Raw genomic sequence first — 23,075 nt, forward strand, 5'->3', positions numbered from 1 at the left:
CTTGGCAGAAGGTCTAGCACGGACAAAGCCAATGACGAGGGGGCCAAGAACAACAGCTTCTAGACGTTGCCGTTGGTATAGGTCGCGTTGCCTGATCCGCTGGCGGTGCCGGAGCCGATAACGAAAGTGCCTTGCACGCGGGTGCCGTCATCACAGACGGCATAGATCTCGCCGTTTTTCACGCCTGCGATGGTCTGGCTTGAGCCTCATTCCCATTACCCGCTACATGCTCCTTTGGCGGGCATGGAACCGTCACTGGAATCGGGCGCAAACGGTCAAAGCCGAGATAGTAGACATAGGCGTAGGCGGAGTGCAGAGCGAGAAGCGCCAGATCAGTCGCGACCGCCTCCCAGAAACTGTGGCCGCCCATCATCATCAGGATAGGAACAGCAATAAAGGTATCAGAGCCTTCCAGCATGAACGCGTGCAGCACGCGTGTCCGGTGAGGCCTATCGCTGGCCACCCTCCTAGCAACCCGCCACTCGATCCAGTCAAAGAGTGCGTTGAACAGGGGAGCGTAGACCATGAACGCAATAGAGAGCATCGCCATGGTCGCCAAAGCGCCCGAGGGGCTTCCCCCGAAGAATGACAGATAGGCGACAGTTGCGAGCAGCGTTCCAGAGATTTCATACAGAATAGACTGAAAAAGCCGCTCTCTTGCAGATCGAAAATGCATGGTCGGTCCTTGGTAAAGGCCATACCTATGAAGTGAGTTCTAATGAAGATAGGGTCGCCCGAGCGGGCTGGTTGGTCAACTGTTTTTTCTGACAGGTGGGGTCCGGCGGCGCTGAAGTTGTCTGACGCGGATAGTCCGGACCACCAGCGGGCCTGGTCAAAAACCCTAGAAGGATGGCGCGCAGGCCATCGACAATACTTCGAAAGAAATGGCGGGTTTTCTCCAAACATGCGGGTCGTTTGGGAGCGGTTCACGCTCGTTGAAGATTTGAACGGACTGGAGTGACCGCTTCGTCCCGCATTGCCGCCCCCATACCCGCTCAGTTGGGGCACTTTCTGGGGCACTTCCGCCACCGCTTCCCTCGCCACTCAGAACAGCAGCTTGCAGACGTTCCCGTTGGTATCGGAAGCGCGGCGAGTGCCGATGCTTAGGACGCAAATCGCTTGAAATCCGGCCAAAATTAGGCGAACTTGCATCACGCAGCACGCCACCTTTGATCGGTTTGTCTAACCAAGCTTGGGCTTCCCAAGCGTGCCGCTCAAGACAGAGTCAAGACAGAAGGCAGGGACGATGGGATACAACATAAGTGAAGTCAGCGGCGGGTCTGTCGGCGGCGGGACTGCCAACGTCGACACCTGGACCTTTACGGCGGATCTGGACGACCCATCGGTCACCATTGTAGGCGGTAACTTCAACGTTGCACCGATAGATGGGGGGGCGCAAAGCGAGGCAGGCGAGTACATCTTCGGAACCCTCAGTACGACGCAGTGGGGCACATTGTCCTTTGATACAGACACTGGAGTGTTTACCTTCACAATTGATCGGGCAGCCGTCTTTGCATCGGGAACGGATCAAACTGTTTCATTTACGGTGACGGGTGAAACCGGCACAAGCAGCGATACCGACACTGTCATCATCAACATTCTCATTTGCGTTGCCCGAGGTACTGTGATCGCAACCCCCGCCGGTCCCGTCCCGGTCGAGGAACTCTGCCCCGGAGACCTCGTTCTGACCGCAGACGGACGGCACGAACCGATCCGGTGGCTCGGCTCAAGGATTGTGACGTCTGCGGAACTATCGGCTGACACGTCTCTCCGTCCCATCCGCATCTCGGCAGGTGCTTTTGGCAGCGGCCTGCCTGCTCGTGATCTCCGTGTGTCACCGCAACACCGTGTCCTCGTTACAGGATGGCGCGCCGAGCTTCTTTTCGGCGAAGAAAGCGTACTGGTCCCTGCAAAGGGGCTCGTAGACGACCACTTGGTCGGGGTGGACTACAGCGCCGAAGAGGTCCAGTACTTTCACCTACTGTTCGACCGACACGAGGTGATCTTGACCGAAGGCCTGCCAACTGAAAGTTTCTACCCTGGACCCCATAGCATGGGAGAACTTGACGGCCCAGTCCGCGCAGAAATCCTCCGCATCTTCCCTGAACTGGGAGGAGAGTCCGCCCCGTTTCAGCCGGCAGCACCCGGTCTACGTATCTGGGAGGCCCGGCTGTTGGCGAGACGGCCGTCATGACTCTGACTGACAGTGCCGGTCGCACCCTGCCGGTTGTTGAAACTCCACCACCTGACACGCTCCGCCTCTATGGCGACGTTTTGTTTCTGGCGATGAGGAGTCCGCGCCATGCAGCGGTGCCGATTGCGCAGCTTCGCGCTGCCTTTGAACCGCCGCTCGCTCTTGGTCAGGTACGGGTTTTCCGCTTCGACGACGTGCCGCGAGGCCTTTTCACTTGGGCGTGGTTCTCCGAAGATGCTGAGCGTCGCTACGTTACCGGAGAGGCGCTTGCGCCAGGGGACTGGCAGTCAGGTGACCGGCACTGGCTTATTGACATGATTTCCCCGTACCGAGGCCTGACCGCGAACCTTGTCCGCTGGATAATGACGCCGGGCAACTTTGCAGAGCGCGAGTTCCTGTTCCGTCGCGTGGCAGAGGGCAACCGCACACGTCGTATCGTCCGGATCCACCTTGACCGGCCAGACGACAAAGCTGAGGTCATGACCGAGGCGGCATTCCTCAAAGGTTAGCGATCTTGTTTGGGAGGTGTCGCACGACAATCCGGCAGCCCGTGTCGTCAGCAAGTGCTTGCGCTAGACGCCCTTTCGGGGGGGATTACCGCCCCAGTTGGTGCACTCTTTGGGGCACTTGGGTCGACTGTCGCCACCGCCTCAGAACAAGAGCTTATAGACGTTGCCGTTGGTGTCCGAGGCCGTTCCCGTGCCGCTGGCGGTGCCCGAGCCGATGATGAAGGTGCCCTGCACCCTGGTGCCATCGGAGCAGACGGCATAGATCTCGCCGTTGTTGACGCCCGCGACGGTCCTTCGTTCGCCACCAAGCTCTCCCCCGGTCTTGCGCAGTGTCAGCGACACGCCCGAGGACTGCGACACGGTTCTTGGCGTCAGCGAGGACCATGTGCCTTCGCATTTCACACGGCCCGGAAGGCGGAAGGTCAGAGGGCCGGATGTGCCATTGGTGTTCCGCGCGGTGGCTTCGATCACAAGGGTGGGGTCAGCCTTGGCGATGGCGCCTTCCAGCGGGTAAAGCTGCATCCGGGCATTGCCGCCGGTTCCGCAGGCGGCAAGAGGCAGAATGGCGGCAACGGCCACAAGGGAGGCAAGGCTGCGGAGGGTCACGTCGTGGCCTTTCTGTCGTCCGGGACTGCGGGAAAGGTTGGCTGGGGCGCCAGGATTCGAACCTGGGAATGTCGGTACCAAAAACCGATGCCTTACCACTTGGCGACGCCCCAACCGTGCGGCGGTTATTAGCGAAGGGTCCGGGGGGGTGCAAGGGGGGTGCGACAGACCCGGTACGAATTTTCGCAGGTGGTTTTCCATGCCCCTTTCGCGGCTTGTCGGGCAGGCTTGCCACGGATAGTCAAAGGTCATGATGTGGGACGCGATCATCCTTGGCGCCGGGGCTGCCGGCATGATGGCCGCCATCGAGGCCGGGCGGCGCGGGCGGCGGGTGCTGGTCATCGACCACGCCAAGGCTCCGGGCGAGAAGATCCGCATTTCCGGCGGCGGGCGGTGCAACTTTACCAACCTCGGCATCGCGCCGGACCGGTTCCTGTCCCAAAATCCGCGCTTTGCGCTTTCGGCGCTGAAACGGTTCACCCAATGGGACTTCATCGCGCTGATGGATGCGGCGGGGATCGGCTGGCATGAAAAGACGCTGGGTCAGCTGTTCTGCGACGGCTCGGCGCGGCAGGTGGTGGACATGCTGACCCGCGACATGGAGCGCGCCGGGGTGACGTTGTGGCTGGGCTGCGCCTTGGGCGAGGTGCGGCGCGCCGGGGCGGGCTTTGTGGTCGACACCGCCCGGGGGCCACAAACGGCGGCATCGGTCGTGGTGGCGACGGGGGGGAAATCCATCCCGAAGATGGGGGCGACGGGCTATGGTTACCGGGTGGCGGAAACCTTCGGGCTGCCGCTGGTAGAGACCCGGCCCGCCTTGGTGCCACTGACCTTTGCCGCGCAGGAACTGGACTGGATGACCCCGCTGGCCGGGCTTGCGGTCGAGGCGCGGGTGGCCTGCGGGCGACAGGGATTCGACGAGGCGGTTCTGTTCACCCACCGCGGGCTTTCTGGGCCAGCGGTCCTCCAGATATCAAGCTACTGGCGCGAGGGGGAGGCGATCATGGTCGACCTCCTGCCGGGCCGGGACGTGGGGGCCGATCTGCGGGCGGCAAAGGCGGCGCAGGGCAAGGCGGCCTTGCGGACCGTACTGGGGCGCTGGCTGCCTGAACGACTGGCGCGGCATCTGGAAGAGGCGCAAGGGGTGGCGGTGCCGATGGCCGAACTGTCCGGCGCCGCGCTGGACCGGGTCGCGGCTGGGGTGCAGGACTGGCGGCTGATACCGGTAGGATCGGAAGGCTACCGCACCGCCGAGGTCACGCTTGGCGGGGTCGACACCGCCGCGCTGGACGGGCGGACGATGGCGGCCAAGGGCGTGCCGGGCCTCTATTTCATCGGCGAGGTGGTGGACGTGACCGGCTGGCTGGGCGGATACAACTTCCAGTGGGCCTGGTCTTCAGGCTGGGCGGCGGGGCAAGTGGTCTGACCCAGCTGCCGCGCTGGATTGTGCCTTCTGGAGCCTTTCGCCTGGCGTTGGCGCGGGCAAAGACCTTGACGGAAACCGGATCGTGATGGTCTGATTTGCGCGTGGTGTCTTGCGTCGGTCAAAGGAGGATCAGAGTGCAGTCCTTCATCAGGGTTTCTGCGACTGTTGCCATGATCCTGCCTTCCGTCGCCGTGGCGGATACCATGTTGCATGTTCTGCCGGGCCAGACAGTGACGGAGCATCTGGGCTTGTGGAGACAGCCATGCACTGACTTCACCTTGACCCGGGAGGAAGGTGTCGAAAATTCCCTGAGCTGCAGCCTTGGCCCAAATCAGGCTGTGACAGCGACGATTTCCCCTGATGGCACGGCCCGGTGGGCGCGGTTCTGGGGCGCGGGCGGATTCGAGCGGCCGGGCTTTGTCGCCCGCGTCCGCGACGAGCTTGGGTTGGTGGGTGAAGCCCATGCCTGCCGCGATTTCGAAAACCCGGCGGAATGCTGGATGGTCGGTACGATGCAGGTCATGATCCCGATGCCACAGCTTGCAGGCCAGTGGACGGTGATCCTGCAGGACACCACCATCTACCAGCAGGACTGACGACGAAGGCTCAAACCCGGATCGGGTCAGCCTTGGCCAGCCGGTCAAAGGCCATCAGGCTGGCCACCAGTGCGGGCATCTGGTCCAGCGGGATCATGTTCGGCCCATCGCTTGGGGCGGTGTCGGGGGCTTCATGCGTTTCGATGAAGACACCAGCGATGCCAAGCGAAACCGCAGCCCGGGCCATGACCGGGGCAAATTCCCGCTGTCCGCCCGAAGAATTGCCCTGCCCGCCGGGCTGCTGCACGGAATGGGTCGCGTCCATGATGACCGGATAGCCGGTGCGCGCCATCGTTGGCAGCGCGCGCATGTCGGCCACCAGCGTGTTGTAGCCGAAGGACGTGCCGCGTTCGGTCAGCAGGATGCGGCTGTTTCCGGTCGAGGCGACTTTCTGCGCGACATTGGCCATGTCCCAGGGTGCAAGGAACTGGCCCTTCTTGATGTTGACCACCGCGCCGGTTTCGCCGGCCGCAATCAGAAGGTCTGTCTGACGGCACAGAAACGCCGGGATCTGGATCACATCAACCACCCGCGCCACCTCGCGCGCCTGGGCGATATCATGGACATCGGTCAGGACCGGGACACCGGTGGCACGGATCGCCTCCAGCACTTTCAGCCCAGCCTCGATCCCAAGGCCGCGCCGGCCTGAAAGCGAGGTACGGTTGGCCTTGTCATAGCTGGCCTTGAACACGAACTGCGCCCCGGCCGTCGCACAGGCCTCGGCCATCGCGCCGGCAATCATCTGGGCGTGATCCAGACTTTCCAGTTGGCACGGCCCGGCAATGACAAGAAGCGGCCGGTCATTTCCGACGGTCAGTCCGCCGATATTTACATCCGTCATCATGGGATAGGGTTCATCCTCAGGCAGAGACTTGTTCCCGCAGGATTGCGGCGGTCATCGAAACCATGAGGTAGATCCCAAGCAGGATCAACATGGTGACCATGGTGTTTTCAAAGGCACGGGGATAGGCCGCCTCGTCCGGGGCGGTCGGATGGACGGAAACCGATAAGTAGCGGACCTGACGATTGGCCTCCACCCGGGCGGTTTCCATGGATTGCAGCGACTGGGCCAGGATCAACTGGCGCGTTTGCAGATCGGCCTGCGCCACCAGAAGTTCACCCTGGACCTGGGCAAGGCTGGTCTCACCGGTGCCGCTTTCGGTCATCCTGGAGCGGAGGCTTCCGATTTCACTTTCAAGCGCGGCAATGCGCCGTTTCAGCGGGTCCATGCGGGCCACGTTCGGGGTTTCGTTCGCCTCCATCTGGGCCAAGGACAAACGGTCCTGGGTCAGCTGGGTTTCAAGGCTTGAAATCTGGGCGGTGATCAGCCCGACTTCGGTTTCCGACGACAGGATCTTGAACTTTTCCTGCAACTCGATCAGGCGGCGCTGCGAGGCGGCAAGATTGGTCTGCGCCTCGTCATACCCCTGTTGGGCATCGCGCATCTGGTCGGCGCGCAGGCGTTGGGTCAGCTGGTCAACCTGCTCTTCGGCATAGTTGATAAGCTGGTTGGCCCATGCAGCGGCGATCCGCGGGTCGGCTGCCATTACCTCCATCCGGACAAGCCCTTCGGAAGGATCATAGGCGATCTTCACGAAGCGTTTGTACATCGAATAGGCTTTTTCCATCGTGGCGGTCGGGTCAAGCCGTTGGAGGCTGTCGATTGCTCCGTCCCGGAAATGCGCGCGAAAGCCAAGGTCGGTTTCCAGGCGGCTCATCGCTTCCCGCGATTGCAGATAGCCTTGCACGGCAATGGAATCCTGCGAAGTCGCCAACGCCGTGCCGGAAAACAGCCCGCCAAGACTGCCCCCGGATGCGGCCGGGCCGGCTTGCTGGATCACGAATTCGGATTTGGTTGCATAAATCGGCGTGGCGATCCGGTAAAAATACCAGCCGGCAAGGAAGGTCGGCAACAGCACAAAGACCGCCAGCCGGGCAAAAAGCAGCACCAGCTTGCGGCGGCGGCGACGGGCGATATCCTGCTGCATGCGCAGGATTTCGGCGGCCTGGCTGACCTCGGCCCGCTTTTCGGTCGAGGGCAGGCTGATCGGCCTTGGTCGTTGTGGCAGTTGGACCTGATCCCCCGGCAGACGAGCCAGCGCACGGCCCTGACCGGTACTGGCGGCGTCTGTATCCGGCGCAGGATCGGGCTGCGGGCCGGGTCTGGCGGCAGTCACCACCTCCAGAAGCGAGGCGCGCGCGAACGGATTGATTCCGGCGCGGCGCAGTTTCAGCACGGCATCAAGATCCGATCCGGCGCCAAGGTCGTGTTTCTGCGCCAAAAGCCGCGCCCGACGCAGCTGGCGGCTGGTGAGCCCCTCAGCCGCGATGGCGGCAAGGGCGGCATCGTCCGGCTCTTCGCCACCCGGTCGCTGCGAACGGGGCGCGCCCGGGGCCGGCATTGCGGCGGCCCCCGGATCGGCAGCAGGTGCGCCAGGGCGGAAATCCTGATTGCCGAAACCGTCGTCATGGTTGTCAAACAGCAGATCGTCCGCCCCGGCCGCTGGCGGTTGGGCAGGGCGTTCAACCTTGCGGACAAAGAACCGGGCGGCTTTAGGTCTGGTAGTCATAGAGGCGTTTCGCTTCTTCGAGGGTCTCGAACTGGTACAGCTTGCCATTTCTGAGAACAGCGGCGGAATTGCAGAATTTCTGAAGGGTCTGGGCGGAATGCGACACGATGATGACCGTCGCATTCTGCAACCGTTCGCGCAGGATGCCGCCCGCCTTGCGGTTGAACTCGACATCCGCGGCGGCGGGCATCCCCTCATCTATCAAGTAGATGTCGAATTCGATCGACAGCAGAAGCGCAAAGGAAAAACGCGCACGCATGCCCGAGGAATAGGTGGCCAGCGGCATTTCGAAATACTCGCCAAGCCCGCAGACCCAACGACAGAAGCTTTCGACGTAATCCGGGTCCAGCCCGTAGAGGCGCGCGATGTAGCGGCAGTTTTCATGCGCCGAGATCTTGGCATTGACCCCCCCCATGAAGCCAAGCGGAAAGGACACGCGCGACGTCTTGCGGATGATACCTTCGTCAGGTTTTTCGAGGCCGGCCATCATGTTGATCAGCGTGGTCTTGCCCGCGCCGTTTTCGGCCAGGATGCCAAGGGAATTGCCAAGGTCAACCCGGAAGGAGGCCCGGTCAAGAATGACCTTGCGCTGCTTTCCCGTCCAGAACGATTTGGAAACCCCCTGAAACTCGATCATCTGCGCCTCTGCGTCCGCGACATGCGGGACGGTGTGTCATCGCGGTCTACGGGCATACCGTTAACATCTGGTTTGTGGCCATTAAAGGGCTGTGACCCGGCAAGGGCGAGATCTGGCGCGGGCTGTTGCAGCGGGTCAACGGGACATGGCGTCGGGTGCCGGACCATTTGGCCCGTCCGGGCGGTGTGGGCGGCGGCGGACGAGCAGAACCATCGCGGCCCCGGCAAGCAGGCTGATGGCAAGGCCAAGCCGCGCGGCTTCCTGCATTGCTCCGCCCGGCAGCGCAGTGTCCAGAGCCAGGACCGGGACGGTAAACCCCATGGCCATGATCCCCGAAATGGCCAGAATGTCGCGCAACGAAATGCCTGCGGGCAGGCGCAAGCCAAGGAAGGCCGAAAGGCCAAGCCCGATGACCAGCATTCCCAGCGGCCGGCCCAGCCAGAGGCCTGCCAGTGTTGTCACCGTGGTCGGGGCAAAGGCCGAAAGCTCCACCCCGCCGCGGGTAAGGCCAAACAGAAACAGCACCAGGACAAGCGGGCGGACCAGAAGCTGTGCCAGCCGGTTCAAGGGATCATGCAGCAACGCCTCAACTTCTGCGAAGAGGCCGTAGCTGCGGTCGGCATGGGCTATGGCAGGAAGAACCGGCAGCAGTCCAAGTGCCGGTGGCAGGCCAGAGGCCGCCACGCCCCCCCACGACAGGAGGCCGGCAAGGACATAGGGCAGCAGGCCAAGCCGGGCGCGGCGCGCCCTCTCGGTAGCATGGGGTGGCGGAGGGCGGCCATAGCCGGCCCAGACCAGCAAGGATGCGGCAAGGGGCAGAAGCAGCCAGTAAAGGCGCAATTCGGCAAGCGGCCGGGTCAGGCCAAGAACCAGAAGTGCAAGGATATCAGTGGCGATGGTCAGAAGCAGCAAGAGATGCAGCGCCGGGTGACCCGGTCCGAAGACCCGCCGCCCGACCAGAAAGCACAGCACCACATCGGTACCAAGCGGCACCTGCCAGCCGGTCGCAAAGCCCGCCTCCTCAGCGGTCTCGATCAGCGATCCGGCAAGGGTCCAGATGGTCGCCACCCCAATCATGCCGCCAAGCGTCAGCCCCAGAGGCAGGATCGCCTGCCGTCCCTTCAGCGCCCCGCGATCAAGGACCAGCGCCTCCCAGAGTTCCTTTCCGACAAAGAACAGGAAAAACGCCATCAGCCCATCCGAAACGACGGAAAGCGGTGTGAGGCTAAGCGGCAAGGGGCTTATCCAGCCGGGCAGGTTCCAGCCTGACATGTCAAGGTCGAGGATCCGGAACTCGATGCTGTCGTAATATGTGGCCGGCGAAAGGTTGACCCAGATGGTCGCAAGCAATGCACCGCCCAGAAGGGCGCGGGCGAAACTGCTGACGAAGGGTGCGACGCGGTACATCTGACGGGCCTGATCTTTGCCCCGGGCGCAGGGCGGTCCGTCCCATTTGACCGGGTTTTGGTTGTGCTGCAATGGGGTGTCCCGGAGTTGCCCCCGATGTTCCATGCGCGCTTTGGACCTTTCGGAGGTGGCAGGGGGGCAGAAAAGCGGGCGGATCGGGGGGGGGGGCGGAGCAGCGCGGATCCAATCAGGCCGCGGGCTTGCCCCCGGGTCAGGGTCTTCTTGCACGCGGCCTGTCCCGGCGGCAGGATAAGGGGATGGGACTGGTCGCGGAAATCCGGAAGTGTCGGCTTTGTGCCGCGCGGTTCGCGGCAACCGCGACAGCGCATGCGCCGCGCCCGGTGGTCTGGTTCCGCGACGGGCAGGGTGTCCGGCTTTTGATCGCGGGGCAGGCACCGGGGGCAAGGGTGCATGCCAGCGGGCTGCCTTTCACCGACCGGTCCGGAGATCGGTTGCGGGACTGGATCGGGCTTGAAGCCGAGTCGTTTTATGACAAGGACCGGGTGGCGATCGTGCCGATGGCCTTCTGCTTTCCGGGCTATGATACAAAAGGCGCGGACCTGCCTCCGCCGCAGATCTGTGCCGCGACATGGCGGGGACGGGTGATGGAAGGCCTCGGCACGGTGCCTTTGACCCTTCTGGTCGGAGGGGCCGCGATCCGCTGGCATCTGGGGCTGCGATCCGGGGCAGGCACTGTCAGCGCCGCCGTGGCGGATTGGCGCGGGGCGATGGCGCGCGGGGTGATCCCCTTGCCGCACCCGTCGTGGCGGAATACGGGATGGCTGCGGCGGAATCCGTGGTTCGAGGCAGAACTTCTGCCGGACGTGCGGGCGCGGGTGCGGGAGGTGATGGATGTCTGATGTGGTGACCTTGCTGGATGCGGCGCATGCAGCGGTTTCGGCCGACCCCGAGAACGAGGCTTTGCGCCTGCGATTCTATGAACGGCTGGCAGATGGCGAGATGATCCTTTTGCTGGAGCGCGAAGCGGTAGGCGAGGCCGTGGAGCCGCGGGTCTTTGACATCGAAGGCGGGCCGGTGGTGCTGGTCTTTGACCGGGAGGAACGGCTGGCGGCTTTCACCGGCGGCATCGCGCCCTATGCGGCGCTGCCGGGGCGGGTGATTGCCGGGATGTTGAAGGGGCAGGGCATCGGCTTGGGCGTGAACCTTGGGGTGGCACCTTCGTCGATGCTGCTGCCGGCCGAGGCGATGGACTGGCTGGCCATGGCGCTTGAGGGCGGACCGGAGACCGCCGAGGCGGTGCCGGAGCGGTTCGTCGCACCCAGCGTGCCGGAGGTGCTGGTCGCGGGCCTTGATGCCAAGCTGGCCAAGGCCGCGGGCCTTGCGGTAGCGGCGGTGCTGGCCGGTGTGGTCTATCGGGGCGGAAGGCGGGGGCACATGCTGGCCGTCGTCGATGCCGTGCCGGGGGCCGAGGCGGCGCTGGCCGCGGCCGTGCGCGAGGCCCTGGTGTTTTCCGGGTTGGAGGCGGGAGAGCTGGATGTTGTTTTCCTGCGGTCAGCCGATCCGGTCGCCGAGGCGATAGGTCGGGTCGGGCTGCGCTTTGATCTGCCGGTGCCGGAACGTCCCGCCGCCCCAGGCGCCCCCGGGACAGACCCCGCCCGCCCGCCGAAGCTGCGGTAGGAAACCGGAGCGGCGTGCCGCCGCAGGTCTTTTGTCTCGCCTCTGGCGCGTTCAGCACCAACCGGCTCGGGCGGGCCTCCCGCGGGAGTGTTTCCGAAAAGAGCAGGGCGCGGGTGTGGGGTAAATTGATACCTCTTATTTAAGCTATTGAATTAGATAGATTTAATGTTGGATTCCGGTATTGACGGCGGGGTAGGCTTCGGCGATAAGCGCCCATCCGAATTTGGGGGGCTGTTGCCCTCTGCCAGCTTTACGGGAACTGCCAATGAAAACCTTCACCGCTACACCGGCGGACATCGACAAGAAGTGGATCCTGATCGACGCCGAAGGCGTTGTTCTGGGCCGCCTTGCAACGATCGTCGCCAATATCCTGCGCGGCAAGAACAAGCCGACTTTCACCCCCCACATGGACATGGGTGACAATGTCATCATCATCAACGCCGACAAGGTGCAGATGACCGGCAACAAGCGCAACGACAAGGTCTACTACTGGCACACCGGCCACCCGGGTGGCATCAAGCAGCGGACCGCCAAGCAGATCCTAGAAGGTGCGCACCCCGAGCGCGTGGTGATGAAAGCCGTTGAACGGATGATCACCCGCAACCGTCTTGGCCGCCAGCAGATGACCAACCTGCGCGTCTACGCCGGTGCGGCCCATCCGCACGAAGCCCAGCAGCCGACCGTTCTGGACCTCAAGGTCCTGAACCCGAAGAACACCCGGAGCGCGTGATCATGGCCGATATCAAATCTCTCGATGACCTGAAGTCGGCTGTCGGTTCTGCTCCCGCCGCTGTGGAAGCAGCACCTCGTGTTGCGGTCCGTGACAAGCTTGGCCGGTCCTATGCCACCGGCAAGCGCAAGGACGCGGTCGCCCGTGTCTGGGTGAAGCCCGGTTCCGGCAAGGTCGTGGTCAACGGCAAGGAAATGGCGGTCTACTTCGCCCGTCCCGTGCTGCAGATGATCCTCAAGCAGCCGTTCACGGTTGCCAATGTCGAAGGTCAGTTCGATGTCTATGCGACCGTCGCCGGTGGCGGGCTTTCGGGTCAGGCTGGCGCGGTCAAGCATGGCATCTCCAAGGCCTTGCAGCTTTATGAACCCACCTTGCGTCCGGCGCTTAAGGCGGCAGGTTTCCTGACCCGCGACAGCCGCGTTGTGGAACGGAAGAAATACGGCAAGCCGAAGGCCCGCCGGTCGTTCCAGTTCTCCAAGCGCTAAGTCTGGCGCCGCGTCAAAAGCAGACAGGTCACTGGAAAAGCGCAGCTTTGGCTGCGCTTTTTCTTTTATGTGGAGCCTGAGAAAACTCTTCAGGCAGTCACGCCGCAGATGCGTCAGGGCGTTGAGCCGTGCAGGGTGTCCCGGCCTTCGGGTGGGTTGACGGGTCGGCTGGCCATCTGTTTGCGCTTCCGATCGGAGCGCTGCCTGTTCAGCCGGTGACCACATTGGAATTTGGCTGGCGGGTCAGCAACTCTTGTCCGGAGGATGGGCCGTCAACCTGACGCGGCCCCTCGTTTTCCCGCCCTGATCCCACGGCGGGTGATCCCGAAAGCCGAACCTCGGTCACTCATCTGATTTGCCGCCTTCTTCGGCGACCTCGATCGGGTCGACCGCCAGCCGCCGATTTCGGGCTTGGCGAAAAAAAGGTTGACATCGTGGCTTCCGTCAACTGTTATCGATAACATAAATGGTATCGATAACATTGAGGCAAGTGAAACGCCGTATCACAAGACCGAAGCCTTGGGAGGGGATGAATTCATGACAGAAACCGATGCGCCCGTGGTCAGCATGCGCGGTATCACCAAGCGCTTTGGTGGCGTGACGGCGCTGGAGGATGTCGATCTTGATGTCTACCCCGGCAAGGTGCTGGCGATTGTGGGCGACAATGGTGCGGGCAAATCGACGCTTATCAAGATACTGACCGGCGTTTACCAGCCCACGGCGGGCGAAATGATGATGGACGGCAAGGCGCTGGTCATGGCCAGTCATGCCGATTCCATCGCCAAGGGGATTGACGCGGTCTACCAGACGCTTGCGCTGGCCGATCATCTCACACCGGCGGCCAATATGTTCCTTGGGTCAGAACTGACGAAATCCTTTCTTGGCTATCGCTATCTCGACAATGCCCGCATGAAGGCCGAGGCCGAGCGGGTGCTTAAAGAGCGCCTTGGCGTCGTGTTGCGCAGCATGGATGTGCCGACCGACAGCCTCTCAGGCGGCCAGCGGCAGGCGGTGGCAATTGCGCGTGCGGTCTATTCGACCGATCTCAAGGTGCTCGTGATGGACGAACCGACCGCCGCACTTGGCCCGCAGGAAACCGCCCGCACCCTGAAGCTGATCGAGGCGGTGCGCGATCAGGGGCTTGGCGTCGTGGTGATCTCACATTCGCTGGATGACGTGTTTCGCATGTCGGACCATGTGCAGGTCATGCGGCGGGGGCGCCGGGTTGGCGTGGTGAAGACAAGCGAAAGCACGACACAGGAAGTGCTGGGCATGATCGTCGGCGCGTCCGACCAGGGCGGAGCAGCAGCATGACATCCCAATCCCAAAGCCTTACCCTGCGTGAACGCGCGGAAAGCTACATGTCGCTTATCGGGCCACTGGCGATGATCTTTGCAATCATCGCTGTGATGGCAGTGGTGGAGCCGGCGCGATACTTCCGCCTGTCGAACTTCGACATCATCCTGAAGGAAGCCGCACTTTACATGCCGATGGCGATGGCGATGACCCTGGTCATCGTCACGCGCGGAATCGATCTGTCGATAGGGTCGGTGGCGGCGCTGACCTCGATCGTCATGGCCTATATGGTCAAGTCCTGGGGCTACCCCTGGTGGCTGGCGGTGTCTGCCGCGATTTCCTTCGGGGCGCTATGTGGATTTATCAACGGCATGGTAATCACCCGGCTGAAGGTGCCGGACCTGATCGGCACGCTGGCGATGGACCTTGTCTATCGCGGTCTGTGCCTGATCGCCGTCAAGGGCATCGTTCTGTCGCGGTTTCCGGAAGAGATCGTGGCCATCGGGCGTGGCGACATTCCGGGCTTTTTGCCTTTGCCGGTGGTGATCGGGCTGGTGACGCTGGTGGCAGGGTACTTCATCTATACCCGCACCTATCTGGGCCGCTATGCGCAGGCCGTGGGGTCAAATCCCGAGGCCGCGGAACTGGCGGGCGTGCCGGTGGATAGCACGCGGGTGCGGGTCTATGTGCTGATGGGCGCGATGGCCGGACTGGCGGGCGTGATGCTGGCAGGCAAGCTGAATGCCGTGCAGGCGACATCTGCGCCGTTCTTCAACCTCCATGTCATCGCCGCCGTGGTCGTGGGAGGCACCTCGCTCTTTGGCGGGCGCGGGTCGATGCTGGGGTCGCTGTGCGGTGTGCTGCTCTTGGCAATGATGATCAACGCGCTTGTCACCCTGCGGATCGAGTTCTTCTGGCAGTCGGTCGCCTCGGGTGTGGTCATCATCATGTCGGTGGCCTTCTACACCTGGCTGCAACGCAAGGACCGCGACGGCGAAAGCAACTGGCTTGGCGCCCTTGGCAAGCCCGAGAACATCCGGATGTTGCGGCTTTTCGGCGTGATCGTTGCGGTTCTGATCGCAATCTTCGGTCTTGGTGCCGTTCTGCCGGAACCTGCTGCCACCTGACGAAGCGAAAGGCAACCAAAGACCAAAACAATCCATGGGAGGATTCAAGATGAAGAAACTGATGATGGCCACGGCCCTTGCGGCCCTCGCGACGACTGGCGCTGGAATGGCTCAGACCCTGCCGCTTCAGGAGCTTCCGGGAAGTTCCGAGCGTGACTACTGGCTGCCTGAAGAGGTGAGTGTCGATGGCGCGGTCGAGGCGATGCAAGCCGTGGTCGGCACAACGGCGGTACCGATTGCGGTGCCGGTGGAAAGCCCGATCCGCATTGCGCTGATCTATCCGTCGGCAGACGTGTCAGACTTCTGGGCAAGGGCGTTTCTGGCCCTGACCAAGCGTCTGGATGATCTTGGCATCCCCTATGAGACGACCGAGTTCGCCTCGCGTCAGGTGGAGCATGAGCTGCAAAGCACCTACGCAACGCAGGTCAATCAGGACGGCGATCTTTACGACTTCGTGATCTTCGGGCCTTCGGAACTGGCCACCCAGTCAGACAACATCGACAAGCTGTCGGCGAACGATGCCTTCAAGACTTTCGTCTGGGCGTTCCACACGCCGCTCAAGGAAGCCAAGGAACAGCCCGACAACTGGTTCGACTTCTCGTCATCCTTCGGGGCGGCGCGGATGTGCGAGTTCGTTCTGGAACGCTATGGCCGCGATGTCACCTATGCCCTGATCCGTGGCATCCCCGGCATCACCGACAATCAGCGCTCTGGTGAGTGGGCCGACTGTGTGAACGCGAACGGCGGCTGGACGATGGCCTATGAACATTATGGCGAGTTCACTCGTGAGGGCGGATCGACCGGCACCAACCTGATCACCCAAGCCTATCCGGAGGTGACCTTCATCCACAACGCGAACACCGCCATGGCGATGGGCGGGATGGAGGCGCTGATTGCCGCAGGCAAGGCCGCCGACATCGTATCGACCGGCTGGGGCGGCACAGGTCTGGAACTGGAGGCGATCCGCCGCAAGGAACTGGACGCGACCCCGATGCGCATGGGCGATGACGTGGGCGCGGCGACGGCCGAGGCGATCAAGTATCATCTGGAGAACCGGGCGGCAGAACTGCCATATGTGTTCCTTGGCCGGATCCTGATCGCCCATGACGGCATGAGTGCCGAAGAGATCGATGCGCTTGAACAGGAAGCCTTCCGCTTCTCGGGCGTGGCCGCGCTGAACCGCTGATCAGTCAACAAACCTTGTGGAATGGCGGCGGTCTTCGCCGCCATTTCCATTTCACCCGCGCGGCGTGTGGCTGCCTTGACCGGTGGCGACCGTGACAGGTGCATCCCGGTCAGACCCGCGCGATCCGGTGCGGATGTTGCGGGTCTCTGCGATTTGCGTTAGTGATCGATCACTCACAACAGGGTGTCACATGTCCGGCCGTCAGAGCGCAGAGGGGCGAAAGGCGCAAATCGTCGCCGAAGTGCTGCGTCTGGCCGATGAGATCGGACCCGACCGCCTTAGCACAATGGATATCGCGCGTGCGGTCGGGCTCAGCCAGCCGGCGATCTTCCGGCATTTTCCGACCAAGGGCGCGCTGTGGCTGGCCGTTGCCGAGGATATCGCGGCACGCCTAGAGCGGGACTGGACCGCCGCAGAGGCGCAGTCTGCCGCGCCTCAAGATCGCATCAAAGCGCTGATCGGCGCTCAACTGAACGCGATTTCGGACACGCCCGCCCTGCCGTCGATCCTGTTTTCGCGGGAGTTGCAGGTGGACAATCCGGCGCTGAGGGATGTGTTTCAGAGGCTGCTTGGCCGGTTTCAGGGTCGGCTTGTGGCAGCGATCCGCGACCAGCGGGCGACAACGGTCAGGCGGCATGCGGTCAGCCCCGAGGATATCGCCATGTTGCTGACTTCGCTGGTCCAGGGTGTTGCGATCCGCTGGACGCTGGGCGTCCGCAGCTTTCCGGTCGTGCAGGAAGGCCTGCGGTTGTTCGACGTCCAGATGGCACTGTTGATTGCACAGGAGGATGGACTTGATGAACAAGAGGGGTAGCTTGCTGCGTGTTGCGGGCGGGGTTGCAATAGGATTCGGGTGCCTGACCGTTGCCTCTGGTGGTGCCACGCTGCTTGGCGGGCTGGAGATGGGGGCGGTCGTGGCCTTCGTGCTGTGGTTCAACACGCTGGCCGGGCTGGCATATATCCTTGCGGGCTTCGGCCTTTGGCAAGCGCGGAGATGGGCCTATCCCCTGTCGCTTGGCATCTTTGCGGCAACGCTGCTGGTCTTTGCGGGGTTCGGTCAGCATGTTTTCCAGGGTGGTGCCTTCGAGATGCGAACGGTTTTCGCCATGGCGCTGCGCAGCGCCGTCTGGGGTACGATTGCGCTTGTGGCGCGTCAGGCATTTTCCGGCCGATAGGCGCAATCTGCCAGTGTGCTTCGGTTGAGATCGGCGACGAAGGCGGCCTCGGCATGGGTCAGCCGCGCCTTCAAACGGCATCGCGGGGTGAAGGTGCAGGCGTTGGACCCGGTGGCAAAACATTCCACCAGCGCCTGATCGGCCTCCAGGATCGCAACAACATCACCCAGCCGGATGTCCTCGGGCGCACGGGCCAACATAGCACCGCCGCCGCCACCGCGCCGGGTTTCCAGAAGCCGTGCAGCGGCAAGCGCCGAGATCACCTTGGCCAGATGGTTGCGTGATACACGGAACTCGGCAGCAAGGTCGGCGGTGGTAAAGGCCCGCGCCGGTTCTGCGGCCATGCGCATCAGCACACGCAGCCCGTAATCGGTGAAAGAGGTGAGGCGCATGGTCGCGCTCCTGATTTGGTATTTGCAATGCGTAATTAAGCGGTCTAATCGGTAATGCAAATGCCAATTCGTCTTGCGCCGACTTATCGGCACAGAAAGTCCGCAAAGAAAGGAGGTGCCATGCATGATGATGCCAGCACAGCGATGTCGCAGAAACCGGGCGCGACTGTCGACCAAGCCCCCAGAAATCATCAAGCGATGCGCCGCGCCAGGCATGCCTGCGGGTTCGGGTGGTCGCTCTGTGGTGGCACCGCGCCCTTTCCTGACGAACTGGCCGCAAAGAACGCCCCGGCAAATGGCCTGATCATCTTCCGGTTCGAGCCCGCAAGATGACCAATGGTAGGACATATGCTTCGCCGCCCTGCATGGCGGCAGACGTGGCCCCCACCTACTTCGACCCTTTGGCGACTGATCCCGGGCAGGCGCGTGATGTCGCGCGCTGGCGTCGCGCCGAGCGGACCAGGCTGAGCGGATTGCGGGATGGACTGGGCCAGACGGGGCGGGCGCTGGTTTCAGACCAGATCGGTGCGCATCTGGGCGCAGTACTTGCTGAACGCGGGGCAGGGCGGGGGGCTGGTCGGCAACCGGTCCTGTCGGGCTACTGGCCGATCAAGGGGGAACCCGATCTGCGTCCGATCCTTGCAGCCCTGCACCGCAGCGGTGTCACCATCGCCTTGCCGGTGGTTGAAACGCGCGCAGCCCCTTTGGTTTTTCGTCGCTGGACACCCGAGACGAAAATGGTGCGAGGGGACTGGAACATTCCTGTTCCGCCGCCGGACTTCGACGTGCTGACGCCTGACATCTCCCTTGCGCCATGCCTTGGGTGGACGGACGACTGTTTTCGTCTGGGCTGGGGCGGGGGCTATTTTGACCGGACTCTAGCCATCTTGGCGCCCCGTCCTTTGACCATCGGGATTGCCCTTGCCATGGCACACCTGCCAACGATCTACCCACAGCCCCATGACATCCCGCTTGACCTGATCCTGACCGAGGATGGCGTCGCAGCGACAAGGACGGACAGATGAGCTCGACCACCAGACAGATGCGCGCGTGGAAAGGCCCTGTGATCCTGACCTTCGGTTTCCGGCCTTTCTTTTTCGGTGCGGCGGTCTGGGCGGCGTTTACGATGGCGCTTTAGGCCGCTGCCCATATCGTGCCGAACGGGCAACTGGCGCATGTGATCCTGTTCGGCACATTCGCGGCCTTCGCGCTTCTTGGCGGCCGCTTGATCGATCGCCGAAAGAGGCGCGAGTCGGGGGACGCGTGGCAGCGTCTGCGGGTGGGTGTCGTATGCGCTCCGCGCCCGCCGCGCCTGCCGCGCCGGGTGGCGGTGGCGCGCCTGTTGTCGGGTGTTGGGCTTTATGCCGCGCTGATCTGGCTGCATCCACTGTTGTTCGGGGTCAGCCCCTTGCCCTGAAAGTCACAAGGTGAAGTCGTCTATCAGCGGATTGGGCTTTGCAAACTTCTCCAGTTCGGCCTGATTGCCGATCGAGACGCGGATACCATCGACGATCAAGCCATAGGGCTGGAGCCCCTTGAAGGCCCGGCTCAGATTCTCGGGCGTCATCCCCAGCACCGAGGCAAGGCGGCGCTTTTCGAAATCCAGTTCGAAGGCGGCACCTCCGCCCGCGCGCTTTTGCTGACGCAGCAGATAGTTTGCCAGCCGTTCAAGCGAAGTCCTGAGCTTGAGATCCTTTTGCGACTTGATGACCGCGCGGTAGCATTGGGCAAGCTCTGCCACGATCGCGCGGGCAAAATTGCTGTCTACATCAAAGATCGCACGCACGTCCTGGCTGGGGATCAGGACGATGCGGCTTTTTTCCAGTGTTCGGGCCGACATCAGATAGGGCGCATTCCTGATGGTTGCCGCCAGAATGAAGGTCGAGATCGGCCTTACCGTGGCCAGGCTGGTCTCGCGGCCGTTCCAGCTGGAAAAGAGATCGACAGAGCCGGATAGAACGACATGCAGAAAATCGCTTGGCTCGCCCTCGCCGATCAGTTCGATCTGCGGAGGGAAGTTCTGCACATAGGCACCGCGCATCAGAGACTGGAAATGCGTCTCGTCCATGCCCTCAAAAAGGTTGAGCGCGCGAATCTCGGGGTAATGCGACTCTGGCATGGCGCGGACACTTCCCTTCGGGTTTCGCCCAACTCAGCAAGCCGCTTGATTTTTGTCAAGCCAGCAATTGATCGGGGTCGGAACTTGCTTGATGCGACATCGATCTCTGGACAACATATTTATGCAAGTCATTTATTTCATTATATTTTTTTCTGTCACCTGATCTAGATCAAGTCATTTGGCCCACTCCGGCCGCACGTCTGCTTGCGACCCCCCGTTCCGGGGTGATCACGCAATCCTTGCCGGAGGCCCTGCCATGCAGACCGTAGCCACAGCCTCACGCGCCGATCAGACGCGCGCCCTGAGCCTGAGCACAGTCGCCTTCACCGCCTGTTTCGCGGTCTGGACGATCTTTTCCATCATCGGTGTCGCCATAAAGGCTGAATTGGGGTTGAACGACACCCAGTTCGGACTGCTGGTGGCCACGCCGATCCTGACCGGGTCGCTGACCCGCATATTCCTTGGCGTCTGGACCGAGAAATACGGTGGGCGTCTGGTCTTTTCCGGTCAGATGATCCTGGCTGCCCTGGCCACATGGGCGCTGACGCTGGCGGACAGTTACATCATGTATCTTGTCGCGGCGCTGGGTGTGGGCCTCGCGGGCGGGTCGTTCATCATCGGGGTGGCCTATGTCAGCCGCTGGTATGACGCGGGTCACCAGGGCACGGCGCTGGGGATCTTCGGGGCGGGCAACATCGGCGCGGCCGTGACCAAGTTTGTCGCCCCTTTCGTGATGGTGGCCTATGGCTGGCAGGGCGTGGCAAACGTCTGGGCCGCAGCCCTTGCCTTGATGGGCGTGATCTTCTTCGTCCTTGCCAAGGACGATCCGGCACTGGTCGAGCGCCGCAGGACGGGCGCCAAGGCACCCGGTTTCGCCCAGCAGTTCGCCCCGCTGAAGAACCTGCAAGTCTGGCGCTTTTCGCTTTACTACTTCTTCGTCTTCGGGGCCTTCGTGGCGCTGGCACTGTGGCTGCCGCACTACCTCATCGACGTCTACGGTATTGACGTGCGCTTTGCTGGTATGGCCGCGGCCTCCTTCAGCCTGTCGGCCTCGCTGTTCCGGGCCTATGGCGGGGTGCTGTCTGACAAGTTCGGCGCGCGGTCGGTCATGTACTGGACATTCGGCTTCAGCATGATCTTTCTGTTCATGCTGTCCTACCCGCCGACGGATTACATCATCCAGGGCAAGGACGGGCCGATCGCCTTTTCCACGCAGATGGGATTGTGGCCCTTTATCGCCACGCTGTTCGCGCTGGGCTTTTTCATGAGCCTCGGCAAGGCGGCGGTATTCAAGCACATCCCGGTCTATTACCCCAACCACGTCGGCGCGGTCGGGGGCCTTGTGGGCATGATCGGCGGTCTTGGCGGCTTTGTCCTGCCCATCGCCTTCGGCGCGCTTCTGGACCTGACGGGCATCTACACCTCGTGTTTTGCGCTTTTGTTCGTGCTGGTCGCCATCGCGCTTGGCTGGATGCACCTGTCGATCCGCGCGATGGAGCGTGCCGCGCACGGCGAGGTGCTGGACCAGTTGCCACAACTGCCCGAGATGCAGGCCATCCATCACCCCGAACGCACCGCCATGCCGCGCGTGCTGGAGGACTGGCGGCCCGAGGATGCGGAGTTCTGGGCGGAAAAAGGCCGTGCCATTGCGCGCCGCAACCTCTGGATCTCGGTTCCGGCGCTGCTTCTGGCCTTCTCGGTCTGGATGGTCTGGTCGATGGTCGTGGCGCGGCTGCCCGCCATCGGGTTTGCCTTCAACCCCGAACAGCTTTTCTGGCTGGCCGCGCTGCCTGCGCTGTCGGGGGCGACGCTGCGCATCTTCTATGGCTTCATGGTGCCAATCTTTGGCGGCAGGCTTTGGACCACGCTGTCCACCGCGTCGCTCATGCTGCCCGCCATCGGCATCGGCTATGCGGTGCAGAACCCGGAAACGCCCTATTTCATCTTTCTGGTGCTGGCGCTTCTTTGTGGGCTTGGCGGGGCCAACTTTGCCTCGTCCATGGCCAATATCGGCTACTTCTTTCCCAAGGCCGAAAAGGGCAATGCGCTGGCGCTGAATGCGGGGCTTGGCAACCTTGGCGTCAGCGTCATGCAGTTCCTGGTGCCGCTGGTCATCACGGTCGGCGTCTTCGGGACCATGGGCGGCGCACCGCAAGAGCTGTCCGACGGTGGCCAGCTCTGGATGCAGAACGCCGGGTTCATCTGGGTTCCGTTCATCCTTGCGGCCACGATTGCGGCCTGGTGGGGCATGAATGACATTGCCGACGCGAAAGCCAGCTTTGCCCAGCAGTCGGTGATCTTCGGGCGCACGCAGAACTGGCTGATGTGCATCCTTTACATCGGCACCTTCGGCAGCTTCATCGGCTATTCGGCGGGCTTTCCGCTTCTGAGCCGGATCGCCTTCCCGGACGTGAACGCCCTGCAATATGTCTTCCTTGGCCCATTGGTCGGCGCGCTGAGCCGTGCTGGCACCGGCTGGGTGTCCGACAGGTTCGGCGGCGGGCGTGTCACCTTCTGGGTGTTCGCGGGGATGATTGCCAGCGTTCTGGCGGTGATCCTGTCGTTGCAGGCCGGGTCGTTTGCCGGGTTCTTCGCGGGCTTCATGGCGCTGTTCTTCTTTACCGGGGTCGGCAATGCCTCGACCTTCCAGATGATCCCCGTGATCATGGGCAAGGAAGTGCCACGCCTGATGCCGCAACTGACCGGTACGGACCGCGCACGCCAGATCGCCATGGAATCCGGTGGGATCGTCGCCTTCACCAGCGCTATCGGCGCCTATGGCGGGTTCTTCATCCCCAAGGCCTACGGCTCATCCATTGCCATGACCGGCAGCCCGATCGGCGCGCTGTGGCTGTTCCTGATCTTCTACGTCCTCTGCCTTGCCATCACCTGGGCCGTCTACACGCGCCCCGGCGGGCTTCTCCACGATATCGAGCGCGGCCGTGCCATCGCCGCCGCCCAACCCGCAGAATAACGAAAGGA

Annotated in this window: 25 protein-coding genes and 1 tRNA gene; 16 read left to right on the top strand and 10 right to left on the bottom strand. The window is 62.7% G+C overall.

All coding sequences use genetic code 11. The annotated features are described in order from the left end of the window. Nucleotides 1–59 precede the first annotated feature (59 nt). Both QUV21_RS01765 and QUV21_RS01770 read right to left on the bottom strand, forming a co-directional pair. Nucleotides 60–182, bottom strand: a complete 123-nt coding sequence (locus tag QUV21_RS01765; RefSeq protein WP_300852751.1) for a hypothetical protein — start codon at nt 180–182, stop codon at nt 60–62. After that, nucleotides 179–676, bottom strand: a complete 498-nt coding sequence (locus tag QUV21_RS01770) for a chlorhexidine efflux transporter (protein ID WP_300852753.1) — start codon at nt 674–676, stop codon at nt 179–181. The genes QUV21_RS01765 and QUV21_RS01770 overlap by 4 nt, the downstream gene beginning before the upstream one ends. 570 nt (nt 677–1,246) lie before the next feature. On the opposite strand from QUV21_RS01770, the gene QUV21_RS01780 reads away from it, so the two are divergent. Both QUV21_RS01780 and QUV21_RS01785 read left to right on the top strand, forming a co-directional pair. Continuing rightward, nucleotides 1,247–2,194, top strand: a complete 948-nt coding sequence (locus QUV21_RS01780) for a Hint domain-containing protein (RefSeq protein WP_300852754.1) — start codon at nt 1,247–1,249, stop codon at nt 2,192–2,194. Beyond that, nucleotides 2,191–2,703 (top strand): toxin-activating lysine-acyltransferase, encoded by a 513-nt coding sequence (locus QUV21_RS01785; protein ID WP_300852756.1) that lies wholly within the window; start codon nt 2,191–2,193, stop codon nt 2,701–2,703. Before QUV21_RS01780 ends, QUV21_RS01785 begins: the two co-directional genes overlap by 4 nt. Nucleotides 2,704–2,844: 141 nt before the next feature. On the opposite strand, the gene QUV21_RS01790 is transcribed toward QUV21_RS01785, so the two are convergent. Both QUV21_RS01790 and QUV21_RS01795 read right to left on the bottom strand, forming a co-directional pair. Next, nucleotides 2,845–3,309 carry a hypothetical protein gene (locus QUV21_RS01790; protein WP_300852758.1) on the bottom strand — a complete coding sequence of 155 codons (465 nt, stop codon included), beginning with the start codon at nt 3,307–3,309 and terminating at the stop codon, nt 2,845–2,847. Nucleotides 3,310–3,347: 38 nt separating this feature from the next. Continuing rightward, nucleotides 3,348–3,422, bottom strand: a tRNA-Gln gene (locus tag QUV21_RS01795). 137 nt (nt 3,423–3,559) lie between these two features. On the opposite strand from QUV21_RS01795, the gene QUV21_RS01800 reads away from it, so the two are divergent. Both QUV21_RS01800 and QUV21_RS01805 read left to right on the top strand, forming a co-directional pair. After that, nucleotides 3,560–4,735, top strand: coding sequence for an NAD(P)/FAD-dependent oxidoreductase (locus QUV21_RS01800; protein ID WP_300852760.1), 1,176 nt, complete (start codon nt 3,560–3,562; stop codon nt 4,733–4,735). A 134-nt stretch (nt 4,736–4,869) separates the two neighbouring features. Then, entirely contained in the window at nt 4,870–5,331 is a 462-nt protein-coding gene (locus QUV21_RS01805) for a hypothetical protein (protein WP_300852761.1), read from the top strand. A 10-nt stretch (nt 5,332–5,341) separates the two neighbouring features. Here QUV21_RS01805 and kdsA read toward each other — a convergent pair whose 3' ends face one another. From kdsA to QUV21_RS01825, 4 genes are all read right to left on the bottom strand, one after another. Beyond that, nucleotides 5,342–6,172 carry a 3-deoxy-8-phosphooctulonate synthase gene (gene kdsA / locus QUV21_RS01810; protein WP_300853468.1) on the bottom strand — a complete coding sequence of 277 codons (831 nt, stop codon included), beginning with the start codon at nt 6,170–6,172 and terminating at the stop codon, nt 5,342–5,344. Nucleotides 6,173–6,191: 19 nt separating this feature from the next. Next, nucleotides 6,192–7,901 (bottom strand): capsule biosynthesis protein, encoded by a 1,710-nt coding sequence (locus tag QUV21_RS01815; RefSeq protein WP_300852763.1) that lies wholly within the window; start codon nt 7,899–7,901, stop codon nt 6,192–6,194. Beyond that, on the bottom strand, nt 7,885–8,538 hold the full coding sequence (locus QUV21_RS01820) for an ATP-binding cassette domain-containing protein (protein WP_300852765.1): 654 nt from the start codon (nt 8,536–8,538) through the stop codon (nt 7,885–7,887). The genes QUV21_RS01815 and QUV21_RS01820 overlap by 17 nt, the downstream gene beginning before the upstream one ends. 135 nt (nt 8,539–8,673) lie before the next feature. Next, complete coding sequence (locus QUV21_RS01825; RefSeq protein WP_300852766.1) at nt 8,674–9,945, bottom strand: Na+/H+ antiporter NhaA; 1,272 nt, start codon at nt 9,943–9,945, stop codon at nt 8,674–8,676. A 257-nt stretch (nt 9,946–10,202) separates the two neighbouring features. Between QUV21_RS01825 and QUV21_RS01830 the strand changes: the two genes are divergently transcribed. The 9 genes from QUV21_RS01830 (at nt 10,203) to QUV21_RS01870 (ending at nt 17,582) form a co-directional block, all read left to right on the top strand. Beyond that, complete coding sequence (locus tag QUV21_RS01830) at nt 10,203–10,805, top strand: uracil-DNA glycosylase family protein (protein ID WP_300852768.1); 603 nt, start codon at nt 10,203–10,205, stop codon at nt 10,803–10,805. A 4-nt stretch (nt 10,806–10,809) separates the two neighbouring features. Further along, nucleotides 10,810–11,583 (top strand): SseB family protein, encoded by a 774-nt coding sequence (locus tag QUV21_RS01835; protein ID WP_300853469.1) that lies wholly within the window; start codon nt 10,810–10,812, stop codon nt 11,581–11,583. 265 nt (nt 11,584–11,848) lie between these two features. Continuing rightward, complete coding sequence (gene rplM / locus QUV21_RS01840) at nt 11,849–12,313, top strand: 50S ribosomal protein L13 (RefSeq protein ID WP_300852769.1); 465 nt, start codon at nt 11,849–11,851, stop codon at nt 12,311–12,313. Nucleotides 12,314–12,315: 2 nt separating this feature from the next. Next, complete coding sequence (gene rpsI, locus QUV21_RS01845; RefSeq protein WP_103256359.1) at nt 12,316–12,798, top strand: 30S ribosomal protein S9; 483 nt, start codon at nt 12,316–12,318, stop codon at nt 12,796–12,798. A gap of 537 nt (nt 12,799–13,335) precedes the next feature. Next, complete coding sequence (locus tag QUV21_RS01850; RefSeq protein ID WP_300852771.1) at nt 13,336–14,112, top strand: ATP-binding cassette domain-containing protein; 777 nt, start codon at nt 13,336–13,338, stop codon at nt 14,110–14,112. Then, nucleotides 14,109–15,221 (top strand): ABC transporter permease, encoded by a 1,113-nt coding sequence (locus tag QUV21_RS01855; RefSeq protein ID WP_300852773.1) that lies wholly within the window; start codon nt 14,109–14,111, stop codon nt 15,219–15,221. The genes QUV21_RS01850 and QUV21_RS01855 overlap by 4 nt, the downstream gene beginning before the upstream one ends. 49 nt (nt 15,222–15,270) lie before the next feature. After that, complete coding sequence (locus QUV21_RS01860) at nt 15,271–16,407, top strand: substrate-binding domain-containing protein (protein ID WP_300852775.1); 1,137 nt, start codon at nt 15,271–15,273, stop codon at nt 16,405–16,407. Between the two features lie 190 nt (nt 16,408–16,597). Beyond that, nucleotides 16,598–17,221: a TetR/AcrR family transcriptional regulator gene (locus QUV21_RS01865; protein WP_300852777.1), complete on the top strand. Its 624-nt coding sequence runs from the start codon at nt 16,598–16,600 to the stop codon at nt 17,219–17,221. Beyond that, complete coding sequence (locus QUV21_RS01870) at nt 17,196–17,582, top strand: hypothetical protein (RefSeq protein ID WP_300852778.1); 387 nt, start codon at nt 17,196–17,198, stop codon at nt 17,580–17,582. Before QUV21_RS01865 ends, QUV21_RS01870 begins: the two co-directional genes overlap by 26 nt. Here QUV21_RS01870 and QUV21_RS01875 read toward each other — a convergent pair. Continuing rightward, on the bottom strand, nt 17,561–17,974 hold the full coding sequence (locus QUV21_RS01875) for an Rrf2 family transcriptional regulator (protein WP_300852780.1): 414 nt from the start codon (nt 17,972–17,974) through the stop codon (nt 17,561–17,563). The genes QUV21_RS01870 and QUV21_RS01875 overlap by 22 nt on opposite strands. Before the next feature lie 377 nt (nt 17,975–18,351). On the opposite strand from QUV21_RS01875, the gene QUV21_RS01880 reads away from it, so the two are divergent. Further along, nucleotides 18,352–18,999: a 5-formyltetrahydrofolate cyclo-ligase gene (locus tag QUV21_RS01880; protein WP_300852782.1), complete on the top strand. Its 648-nt coding sequence runs from the start codon at nt 18,352–18,354 to the stop codon at nt 18,997–18,999. Nucleotides 19,000–19,124: 125 nt separating this feature from the next. Continuing rightward, nucleotides 19,125–19,391 (top strand): NnrU family protein, encoded by a 267-nt coding sequence (locus QUV21_RS01885; RefSeq protein ID WP_300853470.1) that lies wholly within the window; start codon nt 19,125–19,127, stop codon nt 19,389–19,391. Between the two features lie 3 nt (nt 19,392–19,394). Here QUV21_RS01885 and QUV21_RS01890 read toward each other — a convergent pair whose 3' ends face one another. Then, complete coding sequence (locus QUV21_RS01890) at nt 19,395–20,093, bottom strand: cyclic nucleotide-binding domain-containing protein (protein WP_300852784.1); 699 nt, start codon at nt 20,091–20,093, stop codon at nt 19,395–19,397. 256 nt (nt 20,094–20,349) lie between these two features. Between QUV21_RS01890 and QUV21_RS01895 the strand changes: the two genes are divergently transcribed. Further along, nucleotides 20,350–23,067, top strand: coding sequence for an MFS transporter (locus tag QUV21_RS01895; RefSeq protein ID WP_300852786.1), 2,718 nt, complete (start codon nt 20,350–20,352; stop codon nt 23,065–23,067). The last annotated feature ends 8 nt before the right edge of the window (nt 23,068–23,075 follow it).

Origin of the sequence: Tabrizicola sp., from assembly GCF_030373185.1 — a bacterium.
Classification (GTDB): Bacteria; Pseudomonadota; Alphaproteobacteria; order Rhodobacterales; family Rhodobacteraceae; genus Tabrizicola.

Excerpts from the sequence above, each read along its gene's own strand:
- QUV21_RS01770 (WP_300852753.1), bottom strand. The coding sequence starts at position 676 with ATGCATTTTCGATCTGCAAGAGAGCGGCTTTTTCAGTCTATTCTGTAT.
- QUV21_RS01780 (WP_300852754.1), top strand. The coding sequence starts at position 1,247 with ATGGGATACAACATAAGTGAAGTCAGCGGCGGGTCTGTCGGCGGCGGG.
- QUV21_RS01785 (WP_300852756.1), top strand. The coding sequence starts at position 2,191 with ATGACTCTGACTGACAGTGCCGGTCGCACCCTGCCGGTTGTTGAAACT.
- QUV21_RS01800 (WP_300852760.1), top strand. The coding sequence starts at position 3,560 with ATGATGTGGGACGCGATCATCCTTGGCGCCGGGGCTGCCGGCATGATG.
- kdsA (WP_300853468.1), bottom strand. The coding sequence starts at position 6,172 with ATGACGGATGTAAATATCGGCGGACTGACCGTCGGAAATGACCGGCCG.
- QUV21_RS01815 (WP_300852763.1), bottom strand. The coding sequence starts at position 7,901 with ATGACTACCAGACCTAAAGCCGCCCGGTTCTTTGTCCGCAAGGTTGAA.
- QUV21_RS01820 (WP_300852765.1), bottom strand. The coding sequence starts at position 8,538 with ATGATCGAGTTTCAGGGGGTTTCCAAATCGTTCTGGACGGGAAAGCAG.
- QUV21_RS01825 (WP_300852766.1), bottom strand. The coding sequence starts at position 9,945 with ATGTACCGCGTCGCACCCTTCGTCAGCAGTTTCGCCCGCGCCCTTCTG.
- QUV21_RS01830 (WP_300852768.1), top strand. The coding sequence starts at position 10,203 with ATGGGACTGGTCGCGGAAATCCGGAAGTGTCGGCTTTGTGCCGCGCGG.
- rplM (WP_300852769.1), top strand. The coding sequence starts at position 11,849 with ATGAAAACCTTCACCGCTACACCGGCGGACATCGACAAGAAGTGGATC.
- rpsI (WP_103256359.1), top strand. The coding sequence starts at position 12,316 with ATGGCCGATATCAAATCTCTCGATGACCTGAAGTCGGCTGTCGGTTCT.
- QUV21_RS01850 (WP_300852771.1), top strand. The coding sequence starts at position 13,336 with ATGACAGAAACCGATGCGCCCGTGGTCAGCATGCGCGGTATCACCAAG.
- QUV21_RS01855 (WP_300852773.1), top strand. The coding sequence starts at position 14,109 with ATGACATCCCAATCCCAAAGCCTTACCCTGCGTGAACGCGCGGAAAGC.
- QUV21_RS01860 (WP_300852775.1), top strand. The coding sequence starts at position 15,271 with ATGAAGAAACTGATGATGGCCACGGCCCTTGCGGCCCTCGCGACGACT.
- QUV21_RS01865 (WP_300852777.1), top strand. The coding sequence starts at position 16,598 with ATGTCCGGCCGTCAGAGCGCAGAGGGGCGAAAGGCGCAAATCGTCGCC.
- QUV21_RS01870 (WP_300852778.1), top strand. The coding sequence starts at position 17,196 with ATGGACTTGATGAACAAGAGGGGTAGCTTGCTGCGTGTTGCGGGCGGG.
- QUV21_RS01875 (WP_300852780.1), bottom strand. The coding sequence starts at position 17,974 with ATGCGCCTCACCTCTTTCACCGATTACGGGCTGCGTGTGCTGATGCGC.
- QUV21_RS01890 (WP_300852784.1), bottom strand. The coding sequence starts at position 20,093 with ATGCCAGAGTCGCATTACCCCGAGATTCGCGCGCTCAACCTTTTTGAG.
- QUV21_RS01895 (WP_300852786.1), top strand. The coding sequence starts at position 20,350 with ATGCAGACCGTAGCCACAGCCTCACGCGCCGATCAGACGCGCGCCCTG.